The organism is Citrobacter sp. Cy070 (genome assembly GCF_030332245.1).
Classification (GTDB): Bacteria; Pseudomonadota; Gammaproteobacteria; order Enterobacterales; family Enterobacteriaceae; genus Citrobacter; species Citrobacter youngae.
Window position 1 is genome coordinate 1 of sequence record NZ_JAOWIG010000046.1, and the last position, 23,593, is coordinate 23,593.

The 23,593-nt window shown below is 53.4% G+C and carries 23 protein-coding genes and 1 pseudogene; 11 read left to right on the top strand and 13 right to left on the bottom strand.

The genetic code is table 11. The features are described from left to right. Positions 1 to 98: 98 nt before the first annotated feature. The 6 genes from OGY19_RS05275 to tsgA form a co-directional block, all read right to left on the bottom strand. Entirely contained in the window at positions 99 to 266 is a 168-nt protein-coding gene (locus OGY19_RS05275) for a YhfL family protein (protein WP_115601369.1), read from the bottom strand. Between the two features lie 256 nt (positions 267 to 522). Further along, the gene (cysG, locus tag OGY19_RS05280) at positions 523 to 1,896 is read right to left on the bottom strand and encodes a siroheme synthase CysG (RefSeq protein WP_115601370.1); all 1,374 of its coding nucleotides are present in this window, start codon (positions 1,894 to 1,896) and stop codon (positions 523 to 525) included. A gap of 15 nt (positions 1,897 to 1,911) precedes the next feature. Beyond that, positions 1,912 to 2,721, bottom strand: coding sequence for a nitrite transporter NirC (nirC, locus tag OGY19_RS05285; protein WP_005121658.1), 810 nt, complete (start codon positions 2,719 to 2,721; stop codon positions 1,912 to 1,914). A 186-nt stretch (positions 2,722 to 2,907) separates the two neighbouring features. Beyond that, positions 2,908 to 3,234, bottom strand: a complete 327-nt coding sequence (gene nirD / locus OGY19_RS05290; protein WP_003023590.1) for a nitrite reductase small subunit NirD — start codon at positions 3,232 to 3,234, stop codon at positions 2,908 to 2,910. Next, on the bottom strand, positions 3,231 to 5,774 hold the full coding sequence (gene nirB, locus OGY19_RS05295) for an NADPH-nitrite reductase large subunit (protein WP_115601371.1): 2,544 nt from the start codon (positions 5,772 to 5,774) through the stop codon (positions 3,231 to 3,233). Before nirB ends, nirD begins: the two co-directional genes overlap by 4 nt. Positions 5,775 to 6,045: 271 nt before the next feature. Continuing rightward, entirely contained in the window at positions 6,046 to 7,227 is a 1,182-nt protein-coding gene (gene tsgA / locus OGY19_RS05300) for an MFS transporter TsgA (protein WP_115601372.1), read from the bottom strand. Between the two features lie 264 nt (positions 7,228 to 7,491). Between tsgA and ppiA the strand changes: the two genes are divergently transcribed. From ppiA to argD, 5 genes are all read left to right on the top strand, one after another. Next, a complete protein-coding gene (ppiA, locus tag OGY19_RS05305; protein WP_003023595.1) occupies positions 7,492 to 8,064 on the top strand; it encodes a peptidylprolyl isomerase A in 573 nt (190 codons plus the stop codon). 106 nt (positions 8,065 to 8,170) lie between these two features. After that, positions 8,171 to 8,338: a FicA/YhfG family antitoxin gene (gene ficA, locus OGY19_RS05310; protein ID WP_115601373.1), complete on the top strand. Its 168-nt coding sequence runs from the start codon at positions 8,171 to 8,173 to the stop codon at positions 8,336 to 8,338. Continuing rightward, complete coding sequence (locus OGY19_RS05315; RefSeq protein ID WP_286596252.1) at positions 8,328 to 8,930, top strand: putative adenosine monophosphate-protein transferase Fic; 603 nt, start codon at positions 8,328 to 8,330, stop codon at positions 8,928 to 8,930. The genes ficA and OGY19_RS05315 overlap by 11 nt, the downstream gene beginning before the upstream one ends. A gap of 31 nt (positions 8,931 to 8,961) precedes the next feature. Further along, the gene (pabA, locus tag OGY19_RS05320) at positions 8,962 to 9,525 is read left to right on the top strand and encodes an aminodeoxychorismate synthase component 2 (RefSeq protein WP_048213536.1); all 564 of its coding nucleotides are present in this window, start codon (positions 8,962 to 8,964) and stop codon (positions 9,523 to 9,525) included. A gap of 85 nt (positions 9,526 to 9,610) precedes the next feature. Then, positions 9,611 to 10,828 (top strand): bifunctional acetylornithine/succinyldiaminopimelate transaminase, encoded by a 1,218-nt coding sequence (gene argD / locus OGY19_RS05325; protein ID WP_115601374.1) that lies wholly within the window; start codon positions 9,611 to 9,613, stop codon positions 10,826 to 10,828. Between the two features lie 45 nt (positions 10,829 to 10,873). On the opposite strand, the gene OGY19_RS05330 is transcribed toward argD, so the two are convergent. Together OGY19_RS05330 and crp are read right to left on the bottom strand one after the other, a co-directional pair. Further along, a complete protein-coding gene (locus tag OGY19_RS05330) occupies positions 10,874 to 12,961 on the bottom strand; it encodes a YccS/YhfK family putative transporter (protein WP_115602376.1) in 2,088 nt (695 codons plus the stop codon). Positions 12,962 to 13,012: 51 nt separating this feature from the next. Beyond that, the gene (gene crp, locus OGY19_RS05335) at positions 13,013 to 13,645 is read right to left on the bottom strand and encodes a cAMP-activated global transcriptional regulator CRP (protein ID WP_000242758.1); all 633 of its coding nucleotides are present in this window, start codon (positions 13,643 to 13,645) and stop codon (positions 13,013 to 13,015) included. A 306-nt stretch (positions 13,646 to 13,951) separates the two neighbouring features. Between crp and OGY19_RS05340 the strand changes: the two genes are divergently transcribed. Continuing rightward, positions 13,952 to 14,356: an OsmC family protein gene (locus OGY19_RS05340; protein ID WP_043018552.1), complete on the top strand. Its 405-nt coding sequence runs from the start codon at positions 13,952 to 13,954 to the stop codon at positions 14,354 to 14,356. A gap of 98 nt (positions 14,357 to 14,454) precedes the next feature. On the opposite strand, the gene OGY19_RS05345 is transcribed toward OGY19_RS05340, so the two are convergent. The 4 genes and pseudogenes from OGY19_RS05345 to OGY19_RS05360 all read right to left on the bottom strand — a co-directional run bounded on the left by OGY19_RS05345 (position 14,455) and on the right by OGY19_RS05360 (position 18,720). After that, positions 14,455 to 15,324, bottom strand: coding sequence for a phosphoribulokinase (locus tag OGY19_RS05345; RefSeq protein ID WP_048213534.1), 870 nt, complete (start codon positions 15,322 to 15,324; stop codon positions 14,455 to 14,457). Between the two features lie 53 nt (positions 15,325 to 15,377). Further along, positions 15,378 to 15,596 (bottom strand): YheU family protein, encoded by a 219-nt coding sequence (locus OGY19_RS05350; protein ID WP_003023615.1) that lies wholly within the window; start codon positions 15,594 to 15,596, stop codon positions 15,378 to 15,380. Further along, positions 15,593 to 16,652: pseudogene (locus OGY19_RS05355) on the bottom strand (hydrolase). The gene OGY19_RS05350 and the pseudogene OGY19_RS05355 overlap by 4 nt, the downstream one beginning before the upstream one ends. A 166-nt stretch (positions 16,653 to 16,818) precedes the next feature. Continuing rightward, positions 16,819 to 18,720: an ABC transporter ATP-binding protein gene (locus OGY19_RS05360; protein WP_286596253.1), complete on the bottom strand. Its 1,902-nt coding sequence runs from the start codon at positions 18,718 to 18,720 to the stop codon at positions 16,819 to 16,821. 132 nt (positions 18,721 to 18,852) lie between these two features. On the opposite strand from OGY19_RS05360, the gene kefG reads away from it, so the two are divergent. From kefG to slyD, 4 genes are all read left to right on the top strand, one after another. Then, on the top strand, positions 18,853 to 19,404 hold the full coding sequence (gene kefG, locus OGY19_RS05365) for a glutathione-regulated potassium-efflux system ancillary protein KefG (protein WP_048213530.1): 552 nt from the start codon (positions 18,853 to 18,855) through the stop codon (positions 19,402 to 19,404). Then, complete coding sequence (gene kefB, locus OGY19_RS05370) at positions 19,404 to 21,209, top strand: glutathione-regulated potassium-efflux system protein KefB (protein ID WP_115601376.1); 1,806 nt, start codon at positions 19,404 to 19,406, stop codon at positions 21,207 to 21,209. The genes kefG and kefB overlap by 1 nt, the downstream gene beginning before the upstream one ends. A gap of 9 nt (positions 21,210 to 21,218) precedes the next feature. Next, positions 21,219 to 21,419: a YheV family putative zinc ribbon protein gene (locus OGY19_RS05375; RefSeq protein WP_048213528.1), complete on the top strand. Its 201-nt coding sequence runs from the start codon at positions 21,219 to 21,221 to the stop codon at positions 21,417 to 21,419. A 94-nt stretch (positions 21,420 to 21,513) separates the two neighbouring features. Beyond that, entirely contained in the window at positions 21,514 to 22,119 is a 606-nt protein-coding gene (gene slyD, locus OGY19_RS05380) for a peptidylprolyl isomerase (RefSeq protein ID WP_003023634.1), read from the top strand. Positions 22,120 to 22,317: 198 nt separating this feature from the next. Here slyD and OGY19_RS05385 read toward each other — a convergent pair whose 3' ends face one another. Continuing rightward, positions 22,318 to 22,536, bottom strand: a complete 219-nt coding sequence (locus OGY19_RS05385; protein WP_003023639.1) for a protein SlyX — start codon at positions 22,534 to 22,536, stop codon at positions 22,318 to 22,320. Positions 22,537 to 22,768: 232 nt separating this feature from the next. On the opposite strand from OGY19_RS05385, the gene fkpA reads away from it, so the two are divergent. Continuing rightward, positions 22,769 to 23,587, top strand: a complete 819-nt coding sequence (gene fkpA / locus OGY19_RS05390; RefSeq protein WP_048213527.1) for an FKBP-type peptidyl-prolyl cis-trans isomerase — start codon at positions 22,769 to 22,771, stop codon at positions 23,585 to 23,587. The last annotated feature ends 6 nt before the right edge of the window (positions 23,588 to 23,593 follow it).

Genomic DNA, 23,593 nt, shown 5'->3' on the forward strand with positions numbered 1-23,593 from the left:
AGCTGATAGAAACAGAAGCCACTGGAGCACCTCAAAAACACCATCATACACTAAATCAGTAAGTTGGCAGCATCACCCTGCGCAAAGAGATTTATTGATTATTCAGCCGCTGCGCCGCAACCGCCAATCATTTTAGAAATTGAAATTGCCGGGTGCAGCAGGTAATCATACGAGCAGGTTTTATTACGGTTTTCAATATGACCCGTACAAGCGGTCAACGTCGTCAGAATCCCTGCCACAAGGGCAATTTTTGCAATCTTAAGCATAACGAAATCCTTGTAGATATAACTATTTATATATATGAAAAAAATGGAAAAAATCCATTTTCCGCCGGTGAAAATATCAAGTAATGGAACAAGGAGGTAGTCCAGATAAGGACTACTCAAAGACAAGGAAATATGCTTTGAAAAACAGGTGAGAAATAAAAACGGCAGTCAGGAAAGAGATTCCAGGACTGCCGTTTGTGTTAATTAGCGGAACGATTTCAGAACGGTATACCGTTGGTTATTTCGCTGATGTGAATCAATGGTTCGAGAACCAGTTCAGCTTATCGCGTAATCCCACAACACGACCCACGATAATCAGCGCCGGGCTTTCAACCTGTTTTGCCAGTTCACCGAGCTGTGTCAGCACACCGCTGACGACGCGCTGTGTTACGGCAGTACCATTCTCGACCAGAGCAACCGGCATATCGGCTTGCATACCAAACTCGATGAGTTTTTCCTGAATCGTTGCCGCCTGATTCAGTCCCATATAGAACACCAACGTTTGTTTCTCGGCTGCCAGGTTTTCCCAGTCCAGCTCACCGCCAGTTTTCAGGTGTCCGGTAACCAGACGCACGCTCTGAGCGTAATCACGGTGGGTCAGTGGAATGCCGGAATAGGCAGAACAACCAGAGGCTGCGGTAATACCAGGCACTACAGAGAATGGAATACCGGCATGGCACAGCGTTTCCAGCTCTTCGCCACCACGGCCAAAGATGAACGGGTCGCCACCTTTCAGTCGCACCACGCGCTTGCCCTGTTGTGCTTCACGCAGCAGGATCTGATTGATCTCTTCCTGCGGTACGCAGTGATAGCCCGCACGTTTGCCGACGAACACCCGGTCTGCATCGCGGCGTACAAGGTTCATGATGTCGTCGGAAACCAGGCGGTCATAGACCACGACATCCGCTTGCTGGATCTGCTGTAGCCCTTTCAGCGTCAGCAGGCCGGCATCGCCAGGACCGGCGCCAACCAGCACCACTTCACCACGATGGTCCAGAGGTTCACTGAGCAACTGCTCGGTGGTTTCCTCGATGGCTTTCAGGTCATTGTTCGCCAGCGACTGCGCCAGGCGGTCATTCACGAACAATTTTTCCCAGAAGCGGCGACGTTCACCCATGCTGGCAAACTGTTGCTTCACCCGGGAGCGCAACTTGCCGGCATATTGTGCGACCTGGCCCAAATGCTGAGGCAGTACGGATTCAAGCCTTTCACGCAGCAGACGGGCAAGCACCGGCGATGTCCCGCCGGAGGAGACCGCCACCATCAGCGGCGAGCGGTCGATAATGGAGGGCATGATAAAACTTGCTGCTTTTGGCGCGTCGACCACGTTGCAGAAGATACGGCGTGACTCCGCGGCGGTGCTGACGCTTTGGTTGACGGCATCGTCATCGGTGGCGGCAATAGCCAGCCAGCAGGTGTCGAGCAGGGACTCATCGAACGGTCCCTCAACCAGCGTCAGCATGCCTTCATCTGCCCATACTTTGAACTGCGGAATAAACGCCAGTGCATTAACCGTTAAACGGGCGCCAGCTTCCAGCAGTAACCGCGCTTTGCGTTCTGCGACATCACCACCGCCGACGATCAAGCAGTCGCGGTCACGTAGTTGACAAAATATAGGCAAATGGTCCACGACATTACCCCTTAATTAATTATTGGCAGCAGCCTCTGGCTGGTTGATTTTTGCCGGAGCCGGACGCTCCGATTTTGGCGTAGCATACCAATAACCTAATCCCATGAATACGACACCGGACAAAGTATTACCGAGTGTCACCCACAGCAGGTTATGACCAATTCCGGACAGGGTATAAGCCTCGCTGTGATGGCCGAACCAGGAAAGGGCAAACAGCGTCATATTGGCAACGGAGTGTTCATAGCCGGACGCGATAAACGCCAGCAGACACCACCAGATAGCGAGGAATTTTGCCGCGCCTTCGGTGCGGATTGCCATCCAGATTGCCAGACAAACCAACCAGTTACATAGCGCGCCTTTAAAGAACAGCACTGTTGCAGGTGCGGTAGTTTTCGCCAGCGCGACCGTATGCACTATGCTGGTATCAACCGGCAGCAGACTGCCGCCTCCCCAGCTATAAAGCAGGGCGACAAACACGGATCCGACCAGATTTCCCAGCCAGGTTTGCGGCAGGATAGCCCACATTTGGCCGTGGCTGATGGTGCCCGCTTTGACGCCAAGCGTCAGGAACATGGTGTGACCGGTAAACAGTTCTGAACCGGCAATAATAACCAGCGTTAAGGCGATACCAAAGGTTGCACCCATCACCAGCGGACGTACGGACGGGTCGAGCAGGTTACCGAGGGTAAAAATAAGGATGATGCCGAGGCCAACGTAGGCCCCTGCCATTGCCGAACTGACCCAGAACCCGAGCGGGTTATTTGCCGACAGGCGTGCGATGCGCGCAGCGTTAGCCGCACACTTATTGATAGTGTCTGTGAACATGTGTTGATTATCCTTGAAGTACAAAAATAAAAAGAAATCGTAACCGTAGGCCGGATAAGGCATTTATGCCGCCATCCGGCAATGTGCTTTTGCAATTGCCTGATGGCGCTACGCTTATCAGGCCTACCAATAAAAGACCTACAAATACGTCAAAAAAGGGGAGGCGTTGCGCCTCCCAAAAATTAATTAACCGCGCAGTTGCACCGTGCCGTCTTTCACTCGCGCTTCGTAATGTTTCACGGAGAACTGTTCGTCTTCCATGCACAGTCCGTCGCTTAAACGAAAACGCTGTTTTTTCAGCGGGCTGGCAACCCACAATTCGCCCTGATGTTCAGCAATAAGCCCACGAGAAAGCACGCTGGACTCAAAGAACGGGTCGATGTTGCTGATCGCAAACACCTGGTCGCTGTGATACGGGCGGAAAATGGCAACCTGCTCGTTACCTAACAGGGCGCAGACGCCTGTTGCAGGCAGAATGTCATCGATTTTGCAGATGTTTTTCCACTGGCTCATGCGTTTTCCTCCACCAGAGTCACCGGAATACGCTCATAAGGCGTGGCCGGACGATGTTGTTCACGTTCAGGCACAACCTGGACATTCGGATCGCGTTTATCGCTGTTGATAAAGTGTTTGAAGCGAACCTGCGCGGATGGGGTGTTAACGGTTTCTGTCCACTCGCAGACCACCGCTTCACGCAGACGGGCCATCTCTTCTTCAAGATGCTGGTTCAGGCCCAGCTTGTCGTCGATGATGACGGACTTCAGATACTCGATACCGCCTTCCAGATTGTCTAACCACGGTGCGGTACGGGTTAGTTTGTCGGCAGTACGGATGTAGAACATCATGAAACGGTCAAGGTACTTGAGCAGCGTTTCACGATCGACATCGGCTGCCAGCAGGTCTGCATGGCGAGGTTTCATCCCGCCGTTACCGCAAACGTACAGGTTCCAGCCTTTCTCAGTGGCGATGATACCCACGTCTTTGCCCTGAGCTTCCGCACATTCGCGGGTACAACCGGAGACGCCGAATTTCATTTTGTGCGGGGTACGAATGCCTTTGTAGCGATTTTCCAGCTCCACGCCGAAGCCGACGCTATCGCCGACGCCGTAACGGCACCAGGTGCTACCTACGCAGGTTTTCGCCATACGCAGCGCTTTGGCATACGCGTGACCGGTTTCAAAACCGGCTTCAATCAACTGACGCCAGATTTCCGGCAGGTCATCTTTCTGCGCGCCGAACAGGCCGATACGCTGAGAACCGGTAATTTTGGTGTACAGGTTAAATTCGCGCGCAATACGACCCACGGCAACCAGGCCTTCCGGGGTAATTTCACCACCCGCAGAGCGCGGGATCACGGAGTAGGTACCGTCTTTCTGGATGTTCGCCAGGAAGTTGTCGTTGGTGTCCTGCAGCGGCGTGTGCAGTGGTTTGAGGATGTACTCATTCCAGCAGGACGCCAGCAGGGAACCGACGGTAGGTTTGCACACTTCACAGCCGTAACCTTTACCGTGTTTAGCCAGCAACTCTTCGAAAGTTTTAATGCCTTCTACGCGGATCAGGTGGAACAGTTCCTGACGTGAATACGGGAAGTGTTCACACAGGTTGTTATTCACTTCGATACCCTGTTTCGCCAGTTCGGCGTTCAGGACCTGCGTTACCAGCGGGATACAACCGCCGCAGCCGGTACCGGCTTTGGTTTCGGCTTTCAGCGCCGCAACGGTGTGACAACCTTTGTTGATAGCGGCAATCAGCATGCCTTTGGTGACGTCAAAGCAGGAACAAATCTGCGCGCTGTCCGGCAGTTTATCCACGCCGATAGACGGCTTACCGCTGCCCGCGTGTGCTGGCAGAATCAGTGAGTCCGGGTTTTCTGGCAGTTCGATGGCGTTCAGCACCAGCTGTAGCAGGTTGCCGTAATCGCTGGTATCACCGACCAGAACCGCACCCAGCAGGGTTTTGTTATCTTCACTAACGATGAGGCGTTTGTAGACTTCTTTGCTTTCGTCGAGATAGACATAGCTACGTGCGCCCGGCGTGCGAGCATGCGCGTCGCCAATACCGCCGACGTCAACCCCGAGCAGCTTCAGCTTGGCGCTCAGGTCCGCGCCTTCAAAGGCGTTTTCAGTTTCGAGAATATGGTCAACGGCAACCTGCGCCATTTTGTAGCCCGGGGCCACCAGACCATACACGCGGTTGTTCCAGCTAGCGCATTCGCCGATGGCATAGATGTCCGGGTCAGAAGTCTGGCAGGTGTCGTTAATGACGATACCACCGCGTGGCGCGACGTCCAGGCCGCACTGAGTTGCCAGTTTGTCGCGTGGACGAATACCGGTAGAGAAGACGATGAAATCGACTTCAAGTTCGCTACCGTCGGCAAAACGCATGGTTTTGCGGGCTTCGGTGCCTTCCTGAACGATCTCTTTGGTGTTTTTGCTGGTGTGCACACGCACGCCCATGCTTTCAATTTTGCGACGTAACTGCTCGCCACCCATATGATCCAGCTGTTCAGCCATCAGCATTGGGGCGAATTCAATGACGTGAGTTTCAACGCCGAGGCTTTTCAGTGCACCGGCGGCTTCCAGGCCCAGCAGACCACCGCCGACCACGGCGCCGCGTTTGCTACGGCGCGCGCAAGATTCAATGGCGTTGAGGTCTTCAATGGTACGGTAAACGAAGCAGTCCTGGGTTTCCGAACCTTTAATCGGTGGGATCCACGGGTAAGAGCCCGTGGCCATGATTAGCTTATCGTAGTAAACCGTACGACCTGCGCTGGAGTGGATTACTTTCTCCTGGCGGTTAATGGTAATTGCGCGCTCGCCCACTAACACCTTAACGCCGTGCTTCTCGTAGAATCCTTCACGCACCAGAGAAAGCTCTTCGGCGGTGTGGTGGGAGAAGTAGGAAGACAGGTGTACGCGGTCGTATGCTTTGCGGGGTTCTTCACAGAAGACGGTAATATCAAAATTGGCAGCGTCGGATTTATCAAGAAGATCCTCAATAAAGCGATGGCCGACCATACCATTACCGATAATAGCGAGTCTGACTTTGCTCATTTTTGCCTCGATTTCTTTTCTATTACTGCCTACCTTAACGATTCAGCAACCGCACTTATTGATGCAAATCAAATTCGGCCTTATATACTCCTTAAGGGGTATATAACTGATTTAACTGCATTTTTATAAGTTACGGAATTAACTGGCTTTTCGTGTTTGTATAAAAAGCGCACAATTTAAGTGGTTTTTGTAAGAATTGGCCTACATGACCAGTGAAAGGAAGAGGGCGCGAGAGTGTGCCGGATAGCACAGATACCATCCGGCAGTGAGATTAATGCGTGGCTGGCGCGTTATGCTGGCGATGACGCGTGACGAACCCAAGAATAAAGCACATCACGAATACGACGGCATACAAACCGTTCGCCGTCTGCAATGCCGCCAGCGGGCCGCTGTGCGCCACAATAGGACCGGTGACCATGAAGGTGAGCATAGTACCGATGGTGCCGCAGGTCAGAACGAAGTTAACCAGTTTTGGTGAGGCGACCTTCGTCTGCTGTGAGCCGAGGGTAATAATGGTGGTATAAATCGCGCTGGAGAAGAAGCCCAGCGTCAGAATGAACCACGGCATATGTTCCGGCGTGCCGGTGATGAACAGATACATCAGAACGGTGGCCAGACCTGCCAGTACGGTCAGGATGCGCTGCAGATCGAAGAATCGCAGGATAAAACTAAACGCCCACATGCCAACCATGTAAGACATCCAGAAGTCGCTTACCAGTTTACCCGCATCGTTCAGGCTCATGCCCAGGCTTTTAGCGTATTCCGGTACCCAGGAGATAAAGCCCAACTGACCGAGGATGTAGCACAGCGCGGCGATCGCCAGGAACAGCACGCCAATACCCCATTTTTCTTTCACTACCGGGGCGTCCGGTTGCTGCGCGTGTTTACCCAGCGCCGGGAATTCGCAGCCAAAGGTCAGCAGGAAAATGGCGACGTAGACCAGGCCGATGCAGGCATAGACCCAATACCATTCGATGCTGCGCGCTAACAGATACGCTGCCACCATCGGGAAAATCATCCCCGCCATGCTGAAGAAGGAGTCAGTAAACAGCAGGCGGGAACCGCGCTGGCGACCTTCGTACATCTGGGTCACCAGGAATGTACCAATCGACATGGTGATACCACTCACCACACCCAGCACAAACATGGCCGCAGAGAACAAGGCCAGGCTGTGGCTGAGCATCAGTCCGGCGACCGCCAGGACCATCAGGATGAAGCCAAAACGCAATTGCGTTTTCAGCGGCACGATTTCCATCAGCCAGGCATTCAGAAAAATAGAGATCAGGATACCTGCATTCAGGAAGGTGAAAGTGTTACTCATACTGGAAACGGGCAAATGGAAATAGTCTGCGATGTTTCCCATCACCATCCCGGTGACAATGACCAACGCACCTGTCAGGGCGTAGGAGAGAAAGCTAATCCATGTGAGCTTAATGCGATTGCTGTTAGTCATGACTGGCCTGTATAGAAGTGTAAGGCGCATTAACGGCGCCGTGAGCGGGCAGATTTTAGGCGTTTTAGTGATGTATTTAAATGTTTTTTGGTAATTACTGAGCCTGTTACATTTTTGTATGTGATCGTGATCACATAGATATTTACGGCTATGAGGTTACATTTGTTTCAAGTACGTAAAATTAGGTAAAGGGATGGCCTTGTTCATGAAGGCTCTTTAGAATCAATCCACTTGCTTCATTTCTGCTCTTGTTAAGGAATTCTCATGCTCAAATCGACTCTGGCGGCTGTTGCAGCTGTTCTCGCTCTTTCTGCTCTCTCTCCCGCAGCGCTGGCAGCGAAAGGGGATCCGCATGTCCTGCTGACAACTTCTGCCGGTAACATTGAGCTGGAGCTGAACAGTCAGAAAGCCCCGGTTTCAGTGCAAAACTTTGTCGATTATGTCAACAGCGGTTTCTATAACAACACCACGTTCCATCGTGTGATCCCAGGATTTATGGTGCAGGGTGGTGGTTTTACCGAGCAGATGCAGCAGAAGAAACCTAACCCGCCAATCAAGAATGAAGCCGATAACGGACTGCGTAACACCCGTGGCACGATTGCCATGGCGCGCACTGCGGATAAAGACAGCGCGACCAGCCAGTTCTTTATCAACATTGCGGACAATGCATTCCTCGATCACGGCCAGCGTGATTTTGGCTACGCTGTCTTTGGTAAAGTTGTGAAAGGTATGGATGTCGCGGATAAGATCTCTCAGGTTCAGACCCACGATGTCGGTCCTTACCAGAATGTTCCGTCAAAACCGATTGTTATCCTTTCAGCCAAAGTCCTGCCGTAATCGTATTTTGCGCGGGCAGCGCTTGCCCGCGTTCTCTCCCTTCTCTGCGTAACCCGAAATTGCTGCTTATACTTGTGGCAAGTGTCGGCTCATTCAGGGAGGTCACGTGAAAAAACTCACCGATAAACAAAAGTCCAGGATCTGGGAACAACGGCGAAATGCCAATTTCCAGGCAAGCCGGCGACTGGAAGGCGTGGATACTCCACGGGTTACTCTGAGCGCTGAAGACGCCCTGGCGCGTCTTGAAGAATTGCGGAGGCACTATGAGCGATAAATTCGGTGATGGACGTGACCCCTATTTATATCCGGGCCTGAATGTCATGCGTAACCGGCTGGGGGTTCATCAGGCGCAGCGTCTGGCGCAGGCAGCTTATGAGTTGACGGTGCTGCGCGCGGCAACTATCGAATTGGGCCCGCTTAAACGGGGTTTGCCGCATCTGTGTGCTATTCATCGCCAACTCTATCAGGATATTTTTGACTGGGCGGGACATCTGCGAGAAGTCGATATCTACCAGGGCGATACCCGCTTTTGCCATTTCGCTTATATCGAGAAAGAGGGCAATGCGCTGATGCAGGACCTGGAAGACGAGTCCTGGCTGGTGGGGTTGTCGCAAGAAAAGTTTGTCGACCGCCTCGCACACTACTACTGTGAAATTAATGTGCTGCACCCGTTTCGCATCGGCAGTGGTCTGGCGCAGCGTATTTTCTTCGAACAGTTGGCGATTCATGCCGGGTATATACTCAACTGGGAGGGCATCCAGGTTGAGGAGTGGAACCAGGCAAATCAAAGCGGTGCCATGGGGGATCTGTCCGCACTGCAGGCGATATTTCGTAAAGTGGTAAGCGAAGCCCTGGAAACTGAGTAGAATAGCGCGGTTCTTCTGTACCGGAGCCGCCATGATCCTGCTTATCGATAACTACGATTCTTTTACCTGGAACCTGTATCAATACTTCTGCGAACTGGGCGCAGATGTCCTTGTCAGGCGCAACGACGCGCTGACGCTGGCGCAAATTGATGCGCTGAATCCGCAGAAAATAGTGATTTCCCCGGGACCCTGTACGCCGGATGACGCCGGTATTTCGCTGGAGGTTATTCGCTATTTCGCAGGGAAGATCCCTCTGCTGGGTGTTTGTCTGGGCCATCAGGCGATGGCGCAGGCCTTTGGTGCGACCGTGGTGCGGGCAGCGAAAGTGATGCATGGTAAAACGTCGCCGATTACGCATAACGGGCAGGGCGTTTTTCAGGGGCTCGCCAATCCATTAACGGTAACGCGCTACCATTCTCTGGTGGTCGCACCTGAGACGTTGCCCGAGTGCTTTGAGGTGACCGCCTGGAGTGAAACGCAGGAGATCATGGGTATTCGCCACCGGGAGTGGGATATGGAAGGGGTGCAGTTTCACCCGGAGAGTATTCTCAGCGAACAGGGGCATCAGCTGCTGGCTAATTTCCTCAACCAGTGATTTGTGGTTGCTATTCAGTGATTTTTTATTCATATTTTGTGATTATAATTTCACTAGCATTTCTGCTTAACAGGGTGGTAATGACATGGCAACTGAACAAACTGCAATTACACGCGCGACATTCGATGAAGTGATTCTGCCGATTTATGCACCGGCTGAGTTTATCCCTGTAAAAGGGAAAGGGAGTCGAGTATGGGATCAACAGGGTAAAGAGTACGTTGATTTCGCGGGTGGTATTGCAGTTACCGCGTTAGGGCATTGCCATCCGGCGCTGGTTGAGGCGTTAAAAACTCAGGGCGAAACCCTGTGGCATACCAGCAATGTTTTTACCAACGAACCGGCGTTGCGCTTAGGCCGTAAAATCATTGATGCAACCTTCGCCGAACGCGTACTGTTCATGAACTCCGGTACCGAAGCTAACGAAACCGCCTTTAAGCTGGCGCGCCACTATGCCTGCGTGCACCATAGCCCGTTCAAAACCAAGATTATTGCCTTCCATAACGCGTTTCACGGTCGTTCGCTGTTTACCGTATCCGTCGGCGGGCAGCCGAAATACTCCGACGGCTTTGGACCCAAACCGGCGGATATTATCCATGTACCGTTTAACGATCTCCATGCAGTCAAAGCGGTAATGGACGATCACACCTGTGCGGTGGTGATCGAACCTATTCAGGGCGAGGGTGGCGTTACTGCGGCAACGCCGGCATTCCTGCAAGGTTTGCGTGAACTTTGTGATCAGCACCAGGCACTGTTGGTATTTGATGAAGTACAGAGCGGAATGGGGCGTACCGGCTCACTGTTTGCCTATATGCACTACGGCGTGACGCCGGATATCCTGACCAGCGCCAAGGCACTCGGCGGCGGTTTCCCGGTGAGCGCGGTGCTGACCACCCAGGAGATTGCCTCCGCGTTCCACGTGGGTTCACACGGCTCCACATACGGCGGTAACCCGCTGGCCTGCGCGGTTGCGGGAGCTGCGTTTGATATCATCAACACGCCGGAAGTGCTGGAAGGTATTCAGGCCAAACGCCAGGCGTTTGTTCAGCATTTGCAGAAAATTGACCAACAGTTTGACATTTTCAGCGACATTCGCGGTATGGGACTGCTGATTGGCGCCGAACTGAAGCCGCAGTTTAAAGGCCGGGCGCGTGATTTCTTGTACGCCGCGGCGAATGAAGGCGTGATGGTACTGAATGCCGGGCCGGACGTGATGCGTTTCGCGCCGTCGCTGGTGGTGGAGCAGACTGATATCGATGAAGGGATGCAGCGCTTCGCGCAGGCCGTGGCGAAAGTGGTGGGTTGATGGATTGCCGGATGGCGGCGCGAGCGCCTTATCCGGCAGTCGATCTTAACCTTTCATGTCCCGCAACCGGCGACTCAGCCAGATCCCGTGGTGCGGTCGCTGACGCCATGCTACCGACGAAATGGTGTGCATGGTATTCAGATGCCCCAATATCCGCTGTAGGTGCTGCTCAAGGGTGCTTAAAGGCCCATGGGACAGCATCTCTGGCGCCTCGAGAATATTCACATCGCCGGAGCTTCCGGGGCCGCCATATTCCAGCCGCTGCTGGCAGCGTTGGATCGCAATTTCGCAGGATTCCAGATACCGCTGCGCCAAATCCGGCGTCAGCATCGTATGTTCCCTTGCCAGCGTAGTCATTGCGTTGATGTGTTCGACGATGAACTGGCTATGCGTAACCCACAGTTTCATGTCCGCCAGATAGTGCGAGTTGAACCCTGGCTCCTGCATCGCCTGGTTCAGCGAGTTGAACAGCGTGTTATGCGCCTGGTTGACCCGCATGCGTTGATACGCCAGCGGTGTGGCCTGGGGATCGTTGCTCAGGATCAGGCGAATAGCCTCCTGATCGGCTTCTAACGCATCGTGGGCGTTTTTACGCAGTAAACCGCTCTGCCACTGCGGCCACAGCCAGAGCATTCCGCCAAAGGCGATCAGGCAGCCAGTGACCGTATCGATAAACCGCGGCACGATAAACTGTTCCCCGTTCAGCGTCAGCAGTTGCAGGGTATATACCGCGGTGACCGTAAAGCCGACGGTAGCCCAGCCATAGTTTTTACGGATGGTCAGATAACTCACCAGGGTTATCAGCAGCATGCCTGCCAGCGTGTAACCTTCCTGAATATGAAAGTGCAGCGTGACGCCGGCGATCACCAGGCCGACGAGCGTCCCTACCGAACGGTGTAAAATACGTACCCGGGTCGCCCCATAGCCATTTTGCGTGACGAACAGGATTGTCATCAAAATCCAGTAGGGTTTTGGCAGGTGTAAGGCGCTGCCCATCAGGCTGGCAATGCTCAACATGACGCTGATGCGTCCGGCATTACGCAGCGCCGGGGATTTCAACGACAGATAGCTTTTCAGGGCAGGGATCAGCGGCAGCCGACGCTGCTTGTCAGCCATTAAATCACGGGCATACAGTGGTCGCTGGGTGCGTAGCACGCGGGCAATACGGCTGAAGTGCCAGTAGCAAAACTGTCCTACCGGATTGTCCGGATGCTGGTTGGCGATTTTTTCCAGCGTGCCAATTTGTTTATCCATTGAAAAACGCGTCGGCAAACGGTGATACAAAATGTCATCGGCCAGAACGCGAAGGCGTTCGGCGACGGTGCGCGCATTCCAGCGAATCACCTGTTCGGCGTGGCTACGTTCAACCAGCTTTTGCACTTCTTCCGGCTGGTGGAGGCTAACGGAAATATGTTCCTGTAAATCGAGCGCCTCCTGAAAGGCACGTAGCAGGCGCTTATAATCGTTGTTGCGATGCGCCGACAGCATATGCATTTGCTGATAGCACTGGGTAATCAAATCCACCGCTTTTTGTTGGCGCACTAGCAGGGGAGGAAGCGCTTTTTCGGGATCGGCATGCTGGGTCAGCATGCTGTACTTGGCCTCACAGTAATCGGCTAATTCGCGGTACAACAAACTGAGCGATTCACGCAGCGGCTGCTCGCGCCACATCCAGAACCAGAACCAGTTGAACAGGCCGTACCACAATGTGCCCAGCGCGTAGATTAGCAGCGGCTCCCAGACGGGCATGTTCCCGGCCAGGCTGAGCGTGAAAATTGCCGCGATAAGCGAGGCAGGTAGTAGTCGCGCATGCAGAGGGCCTAATTCTGCGGTTACACCAAGAATCAGCGTCAGGCCGGTGAGGATCAGCGGCAGCGGTATATCTTTTGCCAGCAGTAACTGCATGATCAGACTGCATCCGGCAAACAAAGACGCGCCAATCACTAAGCGTTTGAAAAAGCGCTTATGCGGGGTATCAAGACCGGCAATATTGCAGCAGGCAGGGACGAGGGAGAATAAGAGCCCCAGATGAAGCTGACCAATGATAAGGCCGACAGCCACAGGTAAACATAGCACCAGCGTCTGTCGTAGTGCGTAGTTGATCTCGGGGTGATAAATCAGTCTTCGCCACATCGGAGCAAACAAAAATGGCGCATTACTACGTAACACGCCATGTCGATGGGATTAACGCGTGCCGTAGACGACGATGGTCTTACCATGCGCGGAGATCAGATTCTGATCTTCCAGCATTTTCAGGATACGACCAACGGTTTCACGGGAACAGCCAACGATCTGGCCAATTTCCTGGCGGGTAATTTTAATCTGCATGCCGTCCGGGTGAGTCATTGCGTCAGGCTGTTTCGCCAGATTCAGCAGAGTCTGGGCGATACGACCAGTTACGTCGAGGAAGGCAAGGTTGCCTACTTTTTCAGACGTTACCTGCAGACGACGAGCCATCTGAGAAGACAGACGCATCAGAATATCTGGGTTGACCTGGATTAATTGGCGAAATTTTTTGTAGGAAATTTCAGCGACTTCACATGCGGTTTTGGCACGTACCCAGGCGCTACGTTCCTGGCCTTCTTCGAAGAGGCCTAATTCACCAATAAAATCGCCCTGATTCAGATAAGAGAGGATCATTTCTTTCCCTTCTTCATCTTTGATCAGCACTGCCACTGAGCCTTTAACGATGTAATACAACGTTTCCGCTTTTTCACCCTGGTGAATCAGCGTGCTCTTCGATGGGTACTTATGAATATGGCAATGAGACAAGAACCATTCGAGAGTCGGGTCTGTTTGCGGTTTGCCAAGCACCATGCGCGGTTATCCTCTGTTATAAGCTGTCTCCAGAGCCAAAAAACAACCTGTCTCTGGGTTTGCAAAAATGTGCTTCCCGCTACCTGGGAAGGGGGCTGTCAATACGTGCGACGGCCTGTAATGTGATGTCCTCTGCATACATGCAGTACGTCAATGTATTACTGTAGCCTCCTGACTGTTTTAGCATAGCTTTCGCCGTGTGTCTCCTGGTGTCTCGCTTCAGCATGACGCAGGTCGCCTTCCATTGCGAGAATTGTTATGTACGCGTAATCTGTCAGGAAAATTGAAACATTGGAGTTACGAAATATGCAAGCGCGTGTAAAGTGGGTTGAGGGGTTAACCTTCCTCGGTGAGTCCGCCTCAGGCCACCAAATTTTGATGGACGGTAACTCTGGTGATAAAGCGCCGAGCCCGATGGAAATGGTCTTAATGGCTGCGGGCGGTTGCAGCGCAATTGATGTGGTGTCGATCCTGCAAAAGGGGCGTCAGGATGTGACCAACTGCGAAGTGAAGCTGACCTCCGAGCGTCGTGATGAAGCGCCGCGCCTGTTCACCCATATCAACCTGCATTTCATTGTAACGGGTAACGACCTGAAAGATGCGTCTGTGTCTCGCGCAGTTGACCTCTCGGCGGAGAAGTATTGTTCCGTAGCGCTGATGCTGGAAAAGGCGGTGAACATTACCCATTCTTATGAAGTCGTTGCCGCGTAATTGCTGATGCCGGATGGCGGCGTTGCCTTATCCGGCCTACAGGATGATGTTGAGTCGTAGGCCGGATAAGCGAAGCGCCATCCGGCGCTTTCCACATCTCACTCTATCTTTTTACCTTCCATCAGTCGCTGGACCAGCGGTAGCATAATCAATTCCATCGCCAGACCCATCTTACCGCCCGGCACGACCAACGTATTGATATGCGAAATGAATGAGCCCTGCAGCATGGCCAGTAGCCAGGGATAATCGATGCCTTCCAGATTACGAAAATGAATCACGACAAAGCTTTCATCCAGTGACGGAATGCTCCTGGCGGCAAAGGGATTAGAGGTATCGACGGTCGGTACGCGTTGGAAGTTAATATGCGTGCGGGAAAACTGTGGGGTGATGTAATTGATGTAATCGTCCATTGAGCGCACCACCGAGTCCATTACCGCTTCACGTGAATGCCCGCGTTCGCTGGTATCGCGGGTCAGCTTCTGGATCCACTCCAGGTTTACGATCGGCACCACGCCAACCAGCAGATCGACATGCCGGGCCACGTTTTGCTGTGGGGTGACAACGCCACCGTGAAGTCCCTCATAGAACAGGACATCCGTCGGTTCAGGCAGCGGCTGCCAGGGCGTAAATGTCCCCGGAACCTGATTCCACGGTACGGCCTCATCGTAGGTGTGCAGATATTTACGCGACTGACCTTTGCCCGTCTGGCCGTATTCAATGAAGGTTTGCTCCAGCAGACCGAAGTCGTTAGCTTCGGGGCCGAAATAGCTGATATGCCGCCCGGCATCGCGTGCTTTGCGAATCGCCATGTCCATTTCCGGACGGGTATAGCGATGAAAACTGTCACCTTCCACCTCGGCGGCGCGCAGATTTAACTGCGCGAAAATTTTACGAAACGCAAGGCTGGTGGTGGTGGTCCCCGCGCCGCTGGATCCTGTTACCGCAATCACCGGATGTTTGGCAGACATAACAACTCCATGAAATGGTTGTAATTATAGTAAAGTCGGCCGGCGGCTACGGGTTACTCGTGAATCTGCTTCCTCGGCATAATGTTGACCGTTTCATGCAGTTCGGACCACACCAGCACGGCCTCACCTGATTGTAGTTGGCGTTTGACGTCGGCGACTTTTTGTTCGAGCGAGCGTTCATGTTCACCATAATCGGTGCCTTCGCGCAAGACAAAGCTTTCAATCAGATTGTCCAGCGCGTCCGGGGAGATGTCTTGCCATGGGATGATCATGATGACGCCTCCAGATACGTTGTCAGCCAGTCCGGGATTCGGGATTCCAGCCACATCTCCGGATGGCGTATCGTACCGCCAATGAATCCGACATGGCCGCCGTGTTCGGTGAGCTGATATTCCACCTGTGAGGGCAGATTTTCCGGTTCAGGGATCACATGACTATCCATAAACGGATCGTCCTTGGCATGAATAATCAGCGTGGGTTTGGCTATCTGATTAAGCAGCGGCATGGCGCTACACTGACGGTAATAGTCTATCGCATCGGCGAAACCGTGAATTTTGGCGGTGATCAGATCGTCAAAATCGCGAATGCGACGCAGAGATTTCAACTGGGCCAGACTCACCGGCAGCGAGCCAGGATACGCCTCAAGCTTACGCGAGGCGTTGGCTTTCAATAAATTGAGCAGGTAGCGCTGATAGACACGGGAAAAGCCCTTGTCCATATGGTAGCTACAGGCTTCGAGCACGAAAGGCGCAGAAACGATAACCGCTGCATCTATCGGAATATCGTTGCCTTCTTTTGCCAGCAGACAAGCCAGCATGTTTCCACCGAGTGAATAACCTACCGCGGCGGTGGGTACACGACCGAACTCACGCTCCAGCCAGTGTAAAAACCAGGTGCCATCTTCTGTTTCACCGGAGTGATAAATACGGTTCAGACGATTGGGCTCACCACTGCAACCGCGAAAATGCATTACCACGCCCAGCCAGCCGCGCTTTTGTGCTGCTTCAATCAGGCCGTGGGCGTACGGGCTGTTCAGGCTGCCTTCCAGACCGTGAAAAACCACCAGGCGCGGCTTGTGTTTCGCCTGTTGCGGATCTTCGCTCCATGCCAGATCGACAAAGTCACCGTCAGGTAATTCCAGACGCTGCCAGTGGGCATCGAACTTCACCTTGCGGCGAATTAAACGCGGCAGCATCGTCTGTAAATGACGGTTACTGATACCGCGCATCGGGCGGAATTCTCGCGAATCGTCGGTAGGTGGGGTCATTTCTGTGGACGTGATTTCAACCATAACACCAGAGCAATTAATAATCGGAAAGAATAACTATACCGCGCGCAGCGCGTGCGGGTTAGCCAATATGTGATTTTGTCGCCAGTCAGTCAGCAGGTTACGCGAGCCGGGACCGAAACGTAGGCCTGATAAGACGCGCGAATGTCGCCATCAGGCATTTTCGGCTCCGGTGCCGGATGGCAGCTTCGCTTTATCCGGCAGGGCTACTCGGCCAGCATCTGCTCAAGCTGTTCCTGCGCATCCAGCCAGGCCATCTCACACTCTTCCAGCCCGGACTTCGCGCTTGCCTGTTGTTGCAGACATGCCGTGAGCTCAGCTTTACGGCTTTGGTCGTACAGTTCGCTGTCGCCGAGTTTCTCTTCCGCCTGTGCCAGCTGTGCGTGCAGTTTCTCCATCTCTTTTTCCAGACGAGTAATCTCTTTACGCAGCGGTTGCGTCAGGGTGCGCAGCTCCGCTTCGCGACGCTTCTGGTCTTTGCGCGCCTGGGCGCTGTTAACGCTCTCTTTCGCCGGTTCGTCGCCCTGGCTTTCCTGTTTTTGCACATCGTTCAGCCACTGCTGATAATCCTCCAGATCGCCGTCAAACGGCTCGACTTTCTTGTCGTGTACCAGATAGAGGTCGTCGGTGGTGGAGCGAATCAGGTGACGGTCGTGCGAAACCACGACCAGCGCGCCTTCGAAATCGATCAGCGCTTCGGTCAGCGCCTGACGCATATCTAAATCCAGGTGGTTGGTCGGTTCATCGAGCAGCAGTAGGTTCGGGCGCTGCCAGACGATCAACGCCAGCACCAGACGCGCTTTTTCGCCACCGGAGAAGCGACGGGTTTCTTCGCTGACTTTATCGCCCTGGAAGCCGAATCCGCCGAGGTAGTCTCGCAGTTTCTGCTCAAGCTCCTGCGGCGCCATGCGCGCCAGGTGCTGGATAGGCGATTCATCGGCGCGTAAAAACTCCAGCTGGTGCTGAGCGAAGTAGCCCAGCTTGATGCCTTTCGCCAGGCCAATCTCGCCGCTGATGGGGGCCAGTTCGCCGGCCAGCAGCTTAATCAGCGTTGATTTACCCGCACCGTTGCGGCCTAATAGGCCGATGCGAGAACCCGGCACCAGATTCAGTTTGATAGAGTCGAGGATTGTGCGATCGCCGTAGCCAGCACTCACTTTTTCCATTTTCAGCAGCGGATTAGGCAGGCTTTCAGGTTCACGGAAGCTGAAATGGAACGGGTTATCGACATGGGCTGGAGCGATAAGCTCCATACGCTCCAGCATTTTGATACGGCTCTGCGCCTGCTTTGCTTTGGTGGCTTTAGCACGGAAACGATCGATATAGCTTTGCAGATGCGCCACACGCTCCTGCTGGCTTTCGTACATGGCCTGTTGCTGCGCGAGGCGGGTCGCACGCTGGATTTCAAACGCGCTGTAGTTGCCGGTGTACTCGAACATGGTTTGTTGTTCGATATGGATAATTTTATCCACCACCGGATCGAGGAAGTCGCGGTCGTGGGAGATCAAAATCAGCGTGCCCTGATAGCTTTTCAGCCATCTTTCCAGCCAGATCACCGCGTCGAGATCGAGGTGGTTGGTCGGTTCATCGAGCAGCAGCAGGTCTGAACGGCAAATCAGCGCCTGTGCCAGGTTGAGACGCATACGCCAGCCACCGGAGAAGTCGCTGACCGGGCGCTCGAGCTGTTCGTTGGAGAAGCCGAGGCCATGCAGCAGACTGGCGGCGCGTGAACGTACGGTCCAGGCGTCAATGGCATCCAGTTTTCCATGGACGGTGGCAATGGCGTGTCCATCGTTACGTTCGTTGGCATCGTTTAACTGGGCTTCCAGTTGGCGATATTCGCGGTCGCCATCAATCACGTATTCCAGCGCAGGCTGTGGTAACGCAGGCGTTTCCTGATTCACCCATGCGAGCTGCCAGTTTCCCGGGAACGTAAATCCGCCGGCGTCAGCGCTGATTTCATTTTTCAGCAATGCCAGCAGGGTAGATTTACCGCAGCCATTTTTACCCACCAGGCCAACCTTCTGCCCGGGATTAATGGTGGCCGTGGCATTGTCCAGCAAGACGCGCACGCCGCGACGAATTTGTAACGATGAGAAAACAATCATAAGGCGCCGTATGTTCAGACTATGTTAATTTATCATTATGATAATGTAATGTGTGGGCCGTTTGCCGCACCGAGGCGCAATGGTAGCCCAAAACGCCGAAAATAGACAAAAGACAAAACCGGGAGGGGGATGATGTCCCAGCCAGCGAAAGTGTTGCTGCTGTATGCCCATCCGGAATCTCAGGACTCGGTCGCGAACCGGGTTCTGCTTAAACCGGCCATACAGCTCAGTAATGTTACCGTGCACGACCTATACGCGCACTATCCCGATTTTTTTATCGATATTTCTCACGAGCAGGAACTGCTGCGTGAGCATGATGTGATTGTTTTTCAGCATCCGCTTTACACCTATAGCTGTCCGGCGCTGTTAAAGGAGTGGCTTGACCGCGTACTGAGCCGCGGGTTTGCCAGTGGCCCCGGAGGGAATCAACTGGCGGGAAAGTACTGGCGGAGTGTGATCACTACCGGCGAACCGGAAAGCGCCTACCGCTATGACGCGCTAAACCGCTATCCGATGAGTGATGTGCTGCGCCCTTTCGAGCTAACGGCAGGGATGTGCCGGATGCACTGGATGAGCCCCATCATCGTTTACTGGGCCAGACGGCAAACGAAGCAGGAGCTGGACAGCCATGCGAAAGCGTATGGTGACTGGCTGGCGAATCCGATCCCTGTGGGAGGCCGCTGATGGAAGGTTCTGATTTATTGACTGCGGGAGTGCTGTTCCTTTTCGCGGCGGTGGCTGCGGTGCCGTTGGCATCGCGGCTGGGTATTGGACCGGTGTTGGGTTATTTGCTGGCGGGGATCGCTATTGGCCCATGGGGACTTGGATTCATCAGCGATGTGGATGAAATTCTGCACTTCTCCGAGCTGGGCGTGGTCTTCCTGATGTTCATCATCGGGCTGGAACTTAACCCGGCCAAACTATGGCAATTGCGGCGTTCAATTTTTGGTGTCGGTGCCGCGCAGGTGTTACTTAGCGCGCTTGTCCTGGCAGGGTTATTGATGCTCACTGACTTTTCCTGGCAGGCGGCAGTGGTTGGCGGCATTGGTCTGGCGATGTCATCGACCGCAATGGCGTTACAGCTGATGCGGGAAAAAGGGATGAACCGCAGCGAATCCGGACAACTGGGCTTTTCGGTGCTGTTGTTCCAGGATCTGGCGGTGATCCCGGCGTTGGCGCTGGTTCCGCTGTTAGCAGGATCAGCCGATGAACATTTTGACTGGATCAAAGTGGGCATGAAAGTGTTGGCTTTTGCTGGCATGTTGATTGGCGGACGCTATCTGCTGCGTCCTGTATTTCGCTTTATTGCGGGGTCCGGCGTGCGGGAAGTGTTCACCGCTGCGACGCTGCTGTTGGTGCTGGGTTCTGCTTTATTTATGGATGCGCTGGGGCTGTCGATGGCGCTGGGAACGTTTATCGCTGGCGTGCTGCTGGCGGAAAGCGAATACCGACATGAACTGGAAACGGCGATTGATCCGTTTAAAGGCCTGTTGCTCGGGCTGTTTTTTATCTCCGTTGGCATGTCGCTCAATCTCGGCGTGCTCTACACCCATATTCTGTGGGTGGCAGCGAGCGTGATCGTGCTGGTGGTCGTAAAAATGCTGGTGCTGTATGTACTGGCGCGTCTTAACGGCATGAGAAGCTCTGAACGGATGCAATTTGCGGGGGTGCTAAGCCAGGGCGGAGAATTTGCCTTCGTGCTTTTTTCAACAGCATCTTCCCAGCGGTTGTTTCAGGGCGATCAAATGGCACTTTTGCTGGTAACCGTCACGCTGTCGATGATGACCACGCCACTGCTGATGAAGCTGATTGATAAATGGCTCTCCCGCCAGTTTAACGGCCCGGATGAAGAAGATGAAAAACCCTGGGTGGAAGACGATAAGCCGCAGGTGATTGTGGTGGGGTTTGGGCGCTTTGGTCAGGTCATCGGTCGCCTGTTAATGGCCAATAAGATGCGTATTACCGTTCTGGAACGGGATATTAGTGCGGTGAATCTGATGCGTAAATATGGCTATAAAGTCTATTACGGCGATGCCACACAGGTGGAGCTTTTACGTTCCGCTGGCGCAGAGGCGGCGCAGTCTATTGTGATCACCTGCAATGAACCTGAAGACACGATGAAGCTGGTGGAATTGTGCCAACAACATTTTCCGCATTTGCATATTCTTGCGCGAGCGCGCGGACGTGTAGAGGCGCATGAGTTATTACAGGCAGGTGTCACGCAGTTTTCCCGTGAAACTTTCTCGAGCGCACTGGAACTGGGGCGCAAAGCGCTGGTGTCGTTGGGGATGCATCCGCATCAGGCGCAGCGTGCCCAGTTGCATTTTCGTCGACTCGATATGCACATGCTACGGGAATTGATCCCAATGCACACCGATACGGTGCAAATCTCTCGTGCCAGAGAGGCCCGACGCGAGCTGGAGGAGATTTTCCAGCGGGAGATGCAGAAAGAACGGCGCCAGCTGGATGGCTGGGATGAATTTGAGTAGAGGATAACCATGGCAATTCGTAAACGTTTTATTGCAGGCGCAAAATGTCCGTCCTGCCAGGCGCAGGATTCGCTGGCGATGTGGCGTGAAAATAATATCGATATTGTTGAGTGTGTTAAGTGCGGTCATCAGATGCGCGAGGCCGATAAACAGGCCCGCGAGCACGTTCGCAAAGAAGAGCAAGTGATCGGGATTTTTCATCCGGACTAGCGATATGCCGCAGCTTTTTTTAAGCTAGAGGGTACACGGGTGCAGAATTCCGCTACAATCTGCGCCACTATTCTTTCCATGCTCAGGAGATATCATGAAAGTAGCAAAGGACCTGGTGGTCAGCCTGGCCTATCAGGTACGTACAGAAGACGGTGTGTTGGTTGATGAGTCTCCGGTGAGTGCACCGCTGGACTACCTGCATGGTCACGGTTCCCTGATTTCTGGCCTGGAAACAGCGCTGGACGGTCATGAAGTTGGCGACAAATTCGATGTTGCTGTTGGCGCAAACGACGCATACGGTCAGTACGACGAAAATCTGGTGCAGCGCGTTCCTAAAGACGTCTTCATGGGCGTTGACGAACTGCAGGTTGGCATGCGTTTCCTGGCTGAAACTGACCAGGGGCCGGTACCGGTAGAAATTACCGAAGTGGAAGACGACCACGTTGTGGTTGACGGTAACCACATGCTGGCTGGCCAGAATCTGAAATTCAACGTCGAAGTTGTCGCGATCCGCGAAGCGACCGAAGAAGAACTGGCTCATGGCCACGTTCACGGTGCGCACGGCCACGACCACGATCATGACCACGGTCATGACGGTTGCTGCGGCGGTCACGGTCACGACCATGGTCACGAGCACGGCGGCGAAGGCTGCTGCGGCGGTGGCGGTAAAGGTAACGGCGGCGGCTGCGGTTGCCACTAATACCCTTCGTCTTTCAACCCACAGCGGTGTTGGCTGCGCTTTCGAATCCTGGTCACATAGTTATCTATGCTCCCAGGACTTCCTCAAGCTTGCCGCCTTGCTGTGATTTGAAATCCTTTGGGTATATGTGAGTAGATCCGATAAGTGTTAGCGCTTTCGGACACAAAAAAAGCGGGAATATCCCGCTTTTTTTACGTCTCAATAATGTGGCGGAGGGGTCTCTTCAGACTGTGACGCGATATGAGACGGCTGAGTGGCTTTGAGCTTTTCTGTCAGCAGACGCAGATGGTCGCGCAGTTTGGCCATTTCCAGTTCATGCGCGGTCACGGTTACGTTCAGCTCCTCAATGGTTATCTCCTGAAACGCCAGGCGACTCTCCAGTTCAGCCAGGCGAGTTTCCATCGTTGTATCCTGCATGATTCACCTCTTCTGTTTTTCTCCGGCAGATCGCGGACTGCGGCGAATTCTACTTAACTTTGCCTGTTTGCACAGCACACAATCTTCGGTCACGAAACTAATTTAAACAAAAAGAGTCTGAAAAGTGGTGATAATAGGGCGTGCCTGTATGTTGATTTGTTCTGCAACGCTTTATAGTACATTTTTATGTTAGTTAACCCTGGGGTGAGATGCCCCGGCCCTGGAGAGATGGATGAAATCACTGTTTAAAGTAACGCTGCTGGCGACCACAATGGCCGTTGCACTGCATGCCCCGATCACCTTCGCTGCTGATGCCGCGAAACCAGCCGCTACTGCTGACAGCAAAGCAGCATTCAAAAATGACGACCAAAAAGCCGCTTACGCGCTGGGCGCGTCCCTGGGTCGTTATATGGAAAACTCCCTGAAAGAACAGGAAAAACTGGGCATCAAACTGGATAAAGATCAGTTGATCGCGGGTGTTCAGGATGCGTTTGCAGATAAGAGCAAACTGTCTGACCAGGAAATCGAACAAACTCTGCAGGCATTTGAAGCGCGCGTGAAGAGCTCCGCTCAGGCAAAAATGGAAAAAGACGCGGCTGACAACGAAGCCAAAGGTAAAGTATACCGCGAGAAATTTGCTAAAGAGAAAGGCGTTAAAACCTCTGCCACTGGCCTGGTCTACAAAGTAGAGAAAGAAGGTACCGGCGCTGCACCGAAAGACAGCGATACCGTGGTTGTTAACTACAAAGGTACGCTGATCGATGGTAAAGAGTTTGATAACTCTTACACCCGTGGTGAGCCGCTCTCTTTCCGTCTTGACGGTGTTATTCCAGGCTGGACTGAAGGCCTGAAAAACATCAAGAAAGGCGGCAAAATCCAGTTGGTTATCCCACCGGATCTGGCATACGGTAAAACTGGCGTTCCGGGCATCCCGGCAAACTCCACGCTGGTCTTTGATGTTGAGCTGTTAGATATCAAACCGGCACCAAAAGCCGATGCGCAGCCAGAAGCTGCACCGGCTGATAAAGCTGCAGACAGCAGCAAAAAGTAAGAGAAC

What these genes read in the sequence shown, in the direction of transcription:
- ppiA (WP_003023595.1), top strand. Translation starts at nt 7,492, where the DNA reads ATGCTCAAATCGACTCTGGCGGCTGTTGCAGCTGTTCTCGCTCTTTCT.
- kefG (WP_048213530.1), top strand. Translation starts at nt 18,853, where the DNA reads ATGTCCCAGCCAGCGAAAGTGTTGCTGCTGTATGCCCATCCGGAATCT.
- OGY19_RS05375 (WP_048213528.1), top strand. Translation starts at nt 21,219, where the DNA reads ATGGCAATTCGTAAACGTTTTATTGCAGGCGCAAAATGTCCGTCCTGC.
- kefB (WP_115601376.1), top strand. Translation starts at nt 19,404, where the DNA reads ATGGAAGGTTCTGATTTATTGACTGCGGGAGTGCTGTTCCTTTTCGCG.
- nirC (WP_005121658.1), bottom strand. Translation starts at nt 2,721, where the DNA reads ATGTTCACAGACACTATCAATAAGTGTGCGGCTAACGCTGCGCGCATC.
- OGY19_RS05350 (WP_003023615.1), bottom strand. Translation starts at nt 15,596, where the DNA reads ATGATCATCCCATGGCAAGACATCTCCCCGGACGCGCTGGACAATCTG.
- OGY19_RS05360 (WP_286596253.1), bottom strand. Translation starts at nt 18,720, where the DNA reads ATGATTGTTTTCTCATCGTTACAAATTCGTCGCGGCGTGCGCGTCTTG.
- pabA (WP_048213536.1), top strand. Translation starts at nt 8,962, where the DNA reads ATGATCCTGCTTATCGATAACTACGATTCTTTTACCTGGAACCTGTAT.
- argD (WP_115601374.1), top strand. Translation starts at nt 9,611, where the DNA reads ATGGCAACTGAACAAACTGCAATTACACGCGCGACATTCGATGAAGTG.
- OGY19_RS05315 (WP_286596252.1), top strand. Translation starts at nt 8,328, where the DNA reads ATGAGCGATAAATTCGGTGATGGACGTGACCCCTATTTATATCCGGGC.
- nirD (WP_003023590.1), bottom strand. Translation starts at nt 3,234, where the DNA reads ATGAGCCAGTGGAAAAACATCTGCAAAATCGATGACATTCTGCCTGCA.
- crp (WP_000242758.1), bottom strand. Translation starts at nt 13,645, where the DNA reads ATGGTGCTTGGCAAACCGCAAACAGACCCGACTCTCGAATGGTTCTTG.
- OGY19_RS05340 (WP_043018552.1), top strand. Translation starts at nt 13,952, where the DNA reads ATGCAAGCGCGTGTAAAGTGGGTTGAGGGGTTAACCTTCCTCGGTGAG.
- OGY19_RS05330 (WP_115602376.1), bottom strand. Translation starts at nt 12,961, where the DNA reads ATGTGGCGAAGACTGATTTATCACCCCGAGATCAACTACGCACTACGA.
- fkpA (WP_048213527.1), top strand. Translation starts at nt 22,769, where the DNA reads ATGAAATCACTGTTTAAAGTAACGCTGCTGGCGACCACAATGGCCGTT.
- nirB (WP_115601371.1), bottom strand. Translation starts at nt 5,774, where the DNA reads ATGAGCAAAGTCAGACTCGCTATTATCGGTAATGGTATGGTCGGCCAT.
- OGY19_RS05345 (WP_048213534.1), bottom strand. Translation starts at nt 15,324, where the DNA reads ATGTCTGCCAAACATCCGGTGATTGCGGTAACAGGATCCAGCGGCGCG.
- OGY19_RS05385 (WP_003023639.1), bottom strand. Translation starts at nt 22,536, where the DNA reads ATGCAGGATACAACGATGGAAACTCGCCTGGCTGAACTGGAGAGTCGC.
- OGY19_RS05275 (WP_115601369.1), bottom strand. Translation starts at nt 266, where the DNA reads ATGCTTAAGATTGCAAAAATTGCCCTTGTGGCAGGGATTCTGACGACG.
- tsgA (WP_115601372.1), bottom strand. Translation starts at nt 7,227, where the DNA reads ATGACTAACAGCAATCGCATTAAGCTCACATGGATTAGCTTTCTCTCC.
- slyD (WP_003023634.1), top strand. Translation starts at nt 21,514, where the DNA reads ATGAAAGTAGCAAAGGACCTGGTGGTCAGCCTGGCCTATCAGGTACGT.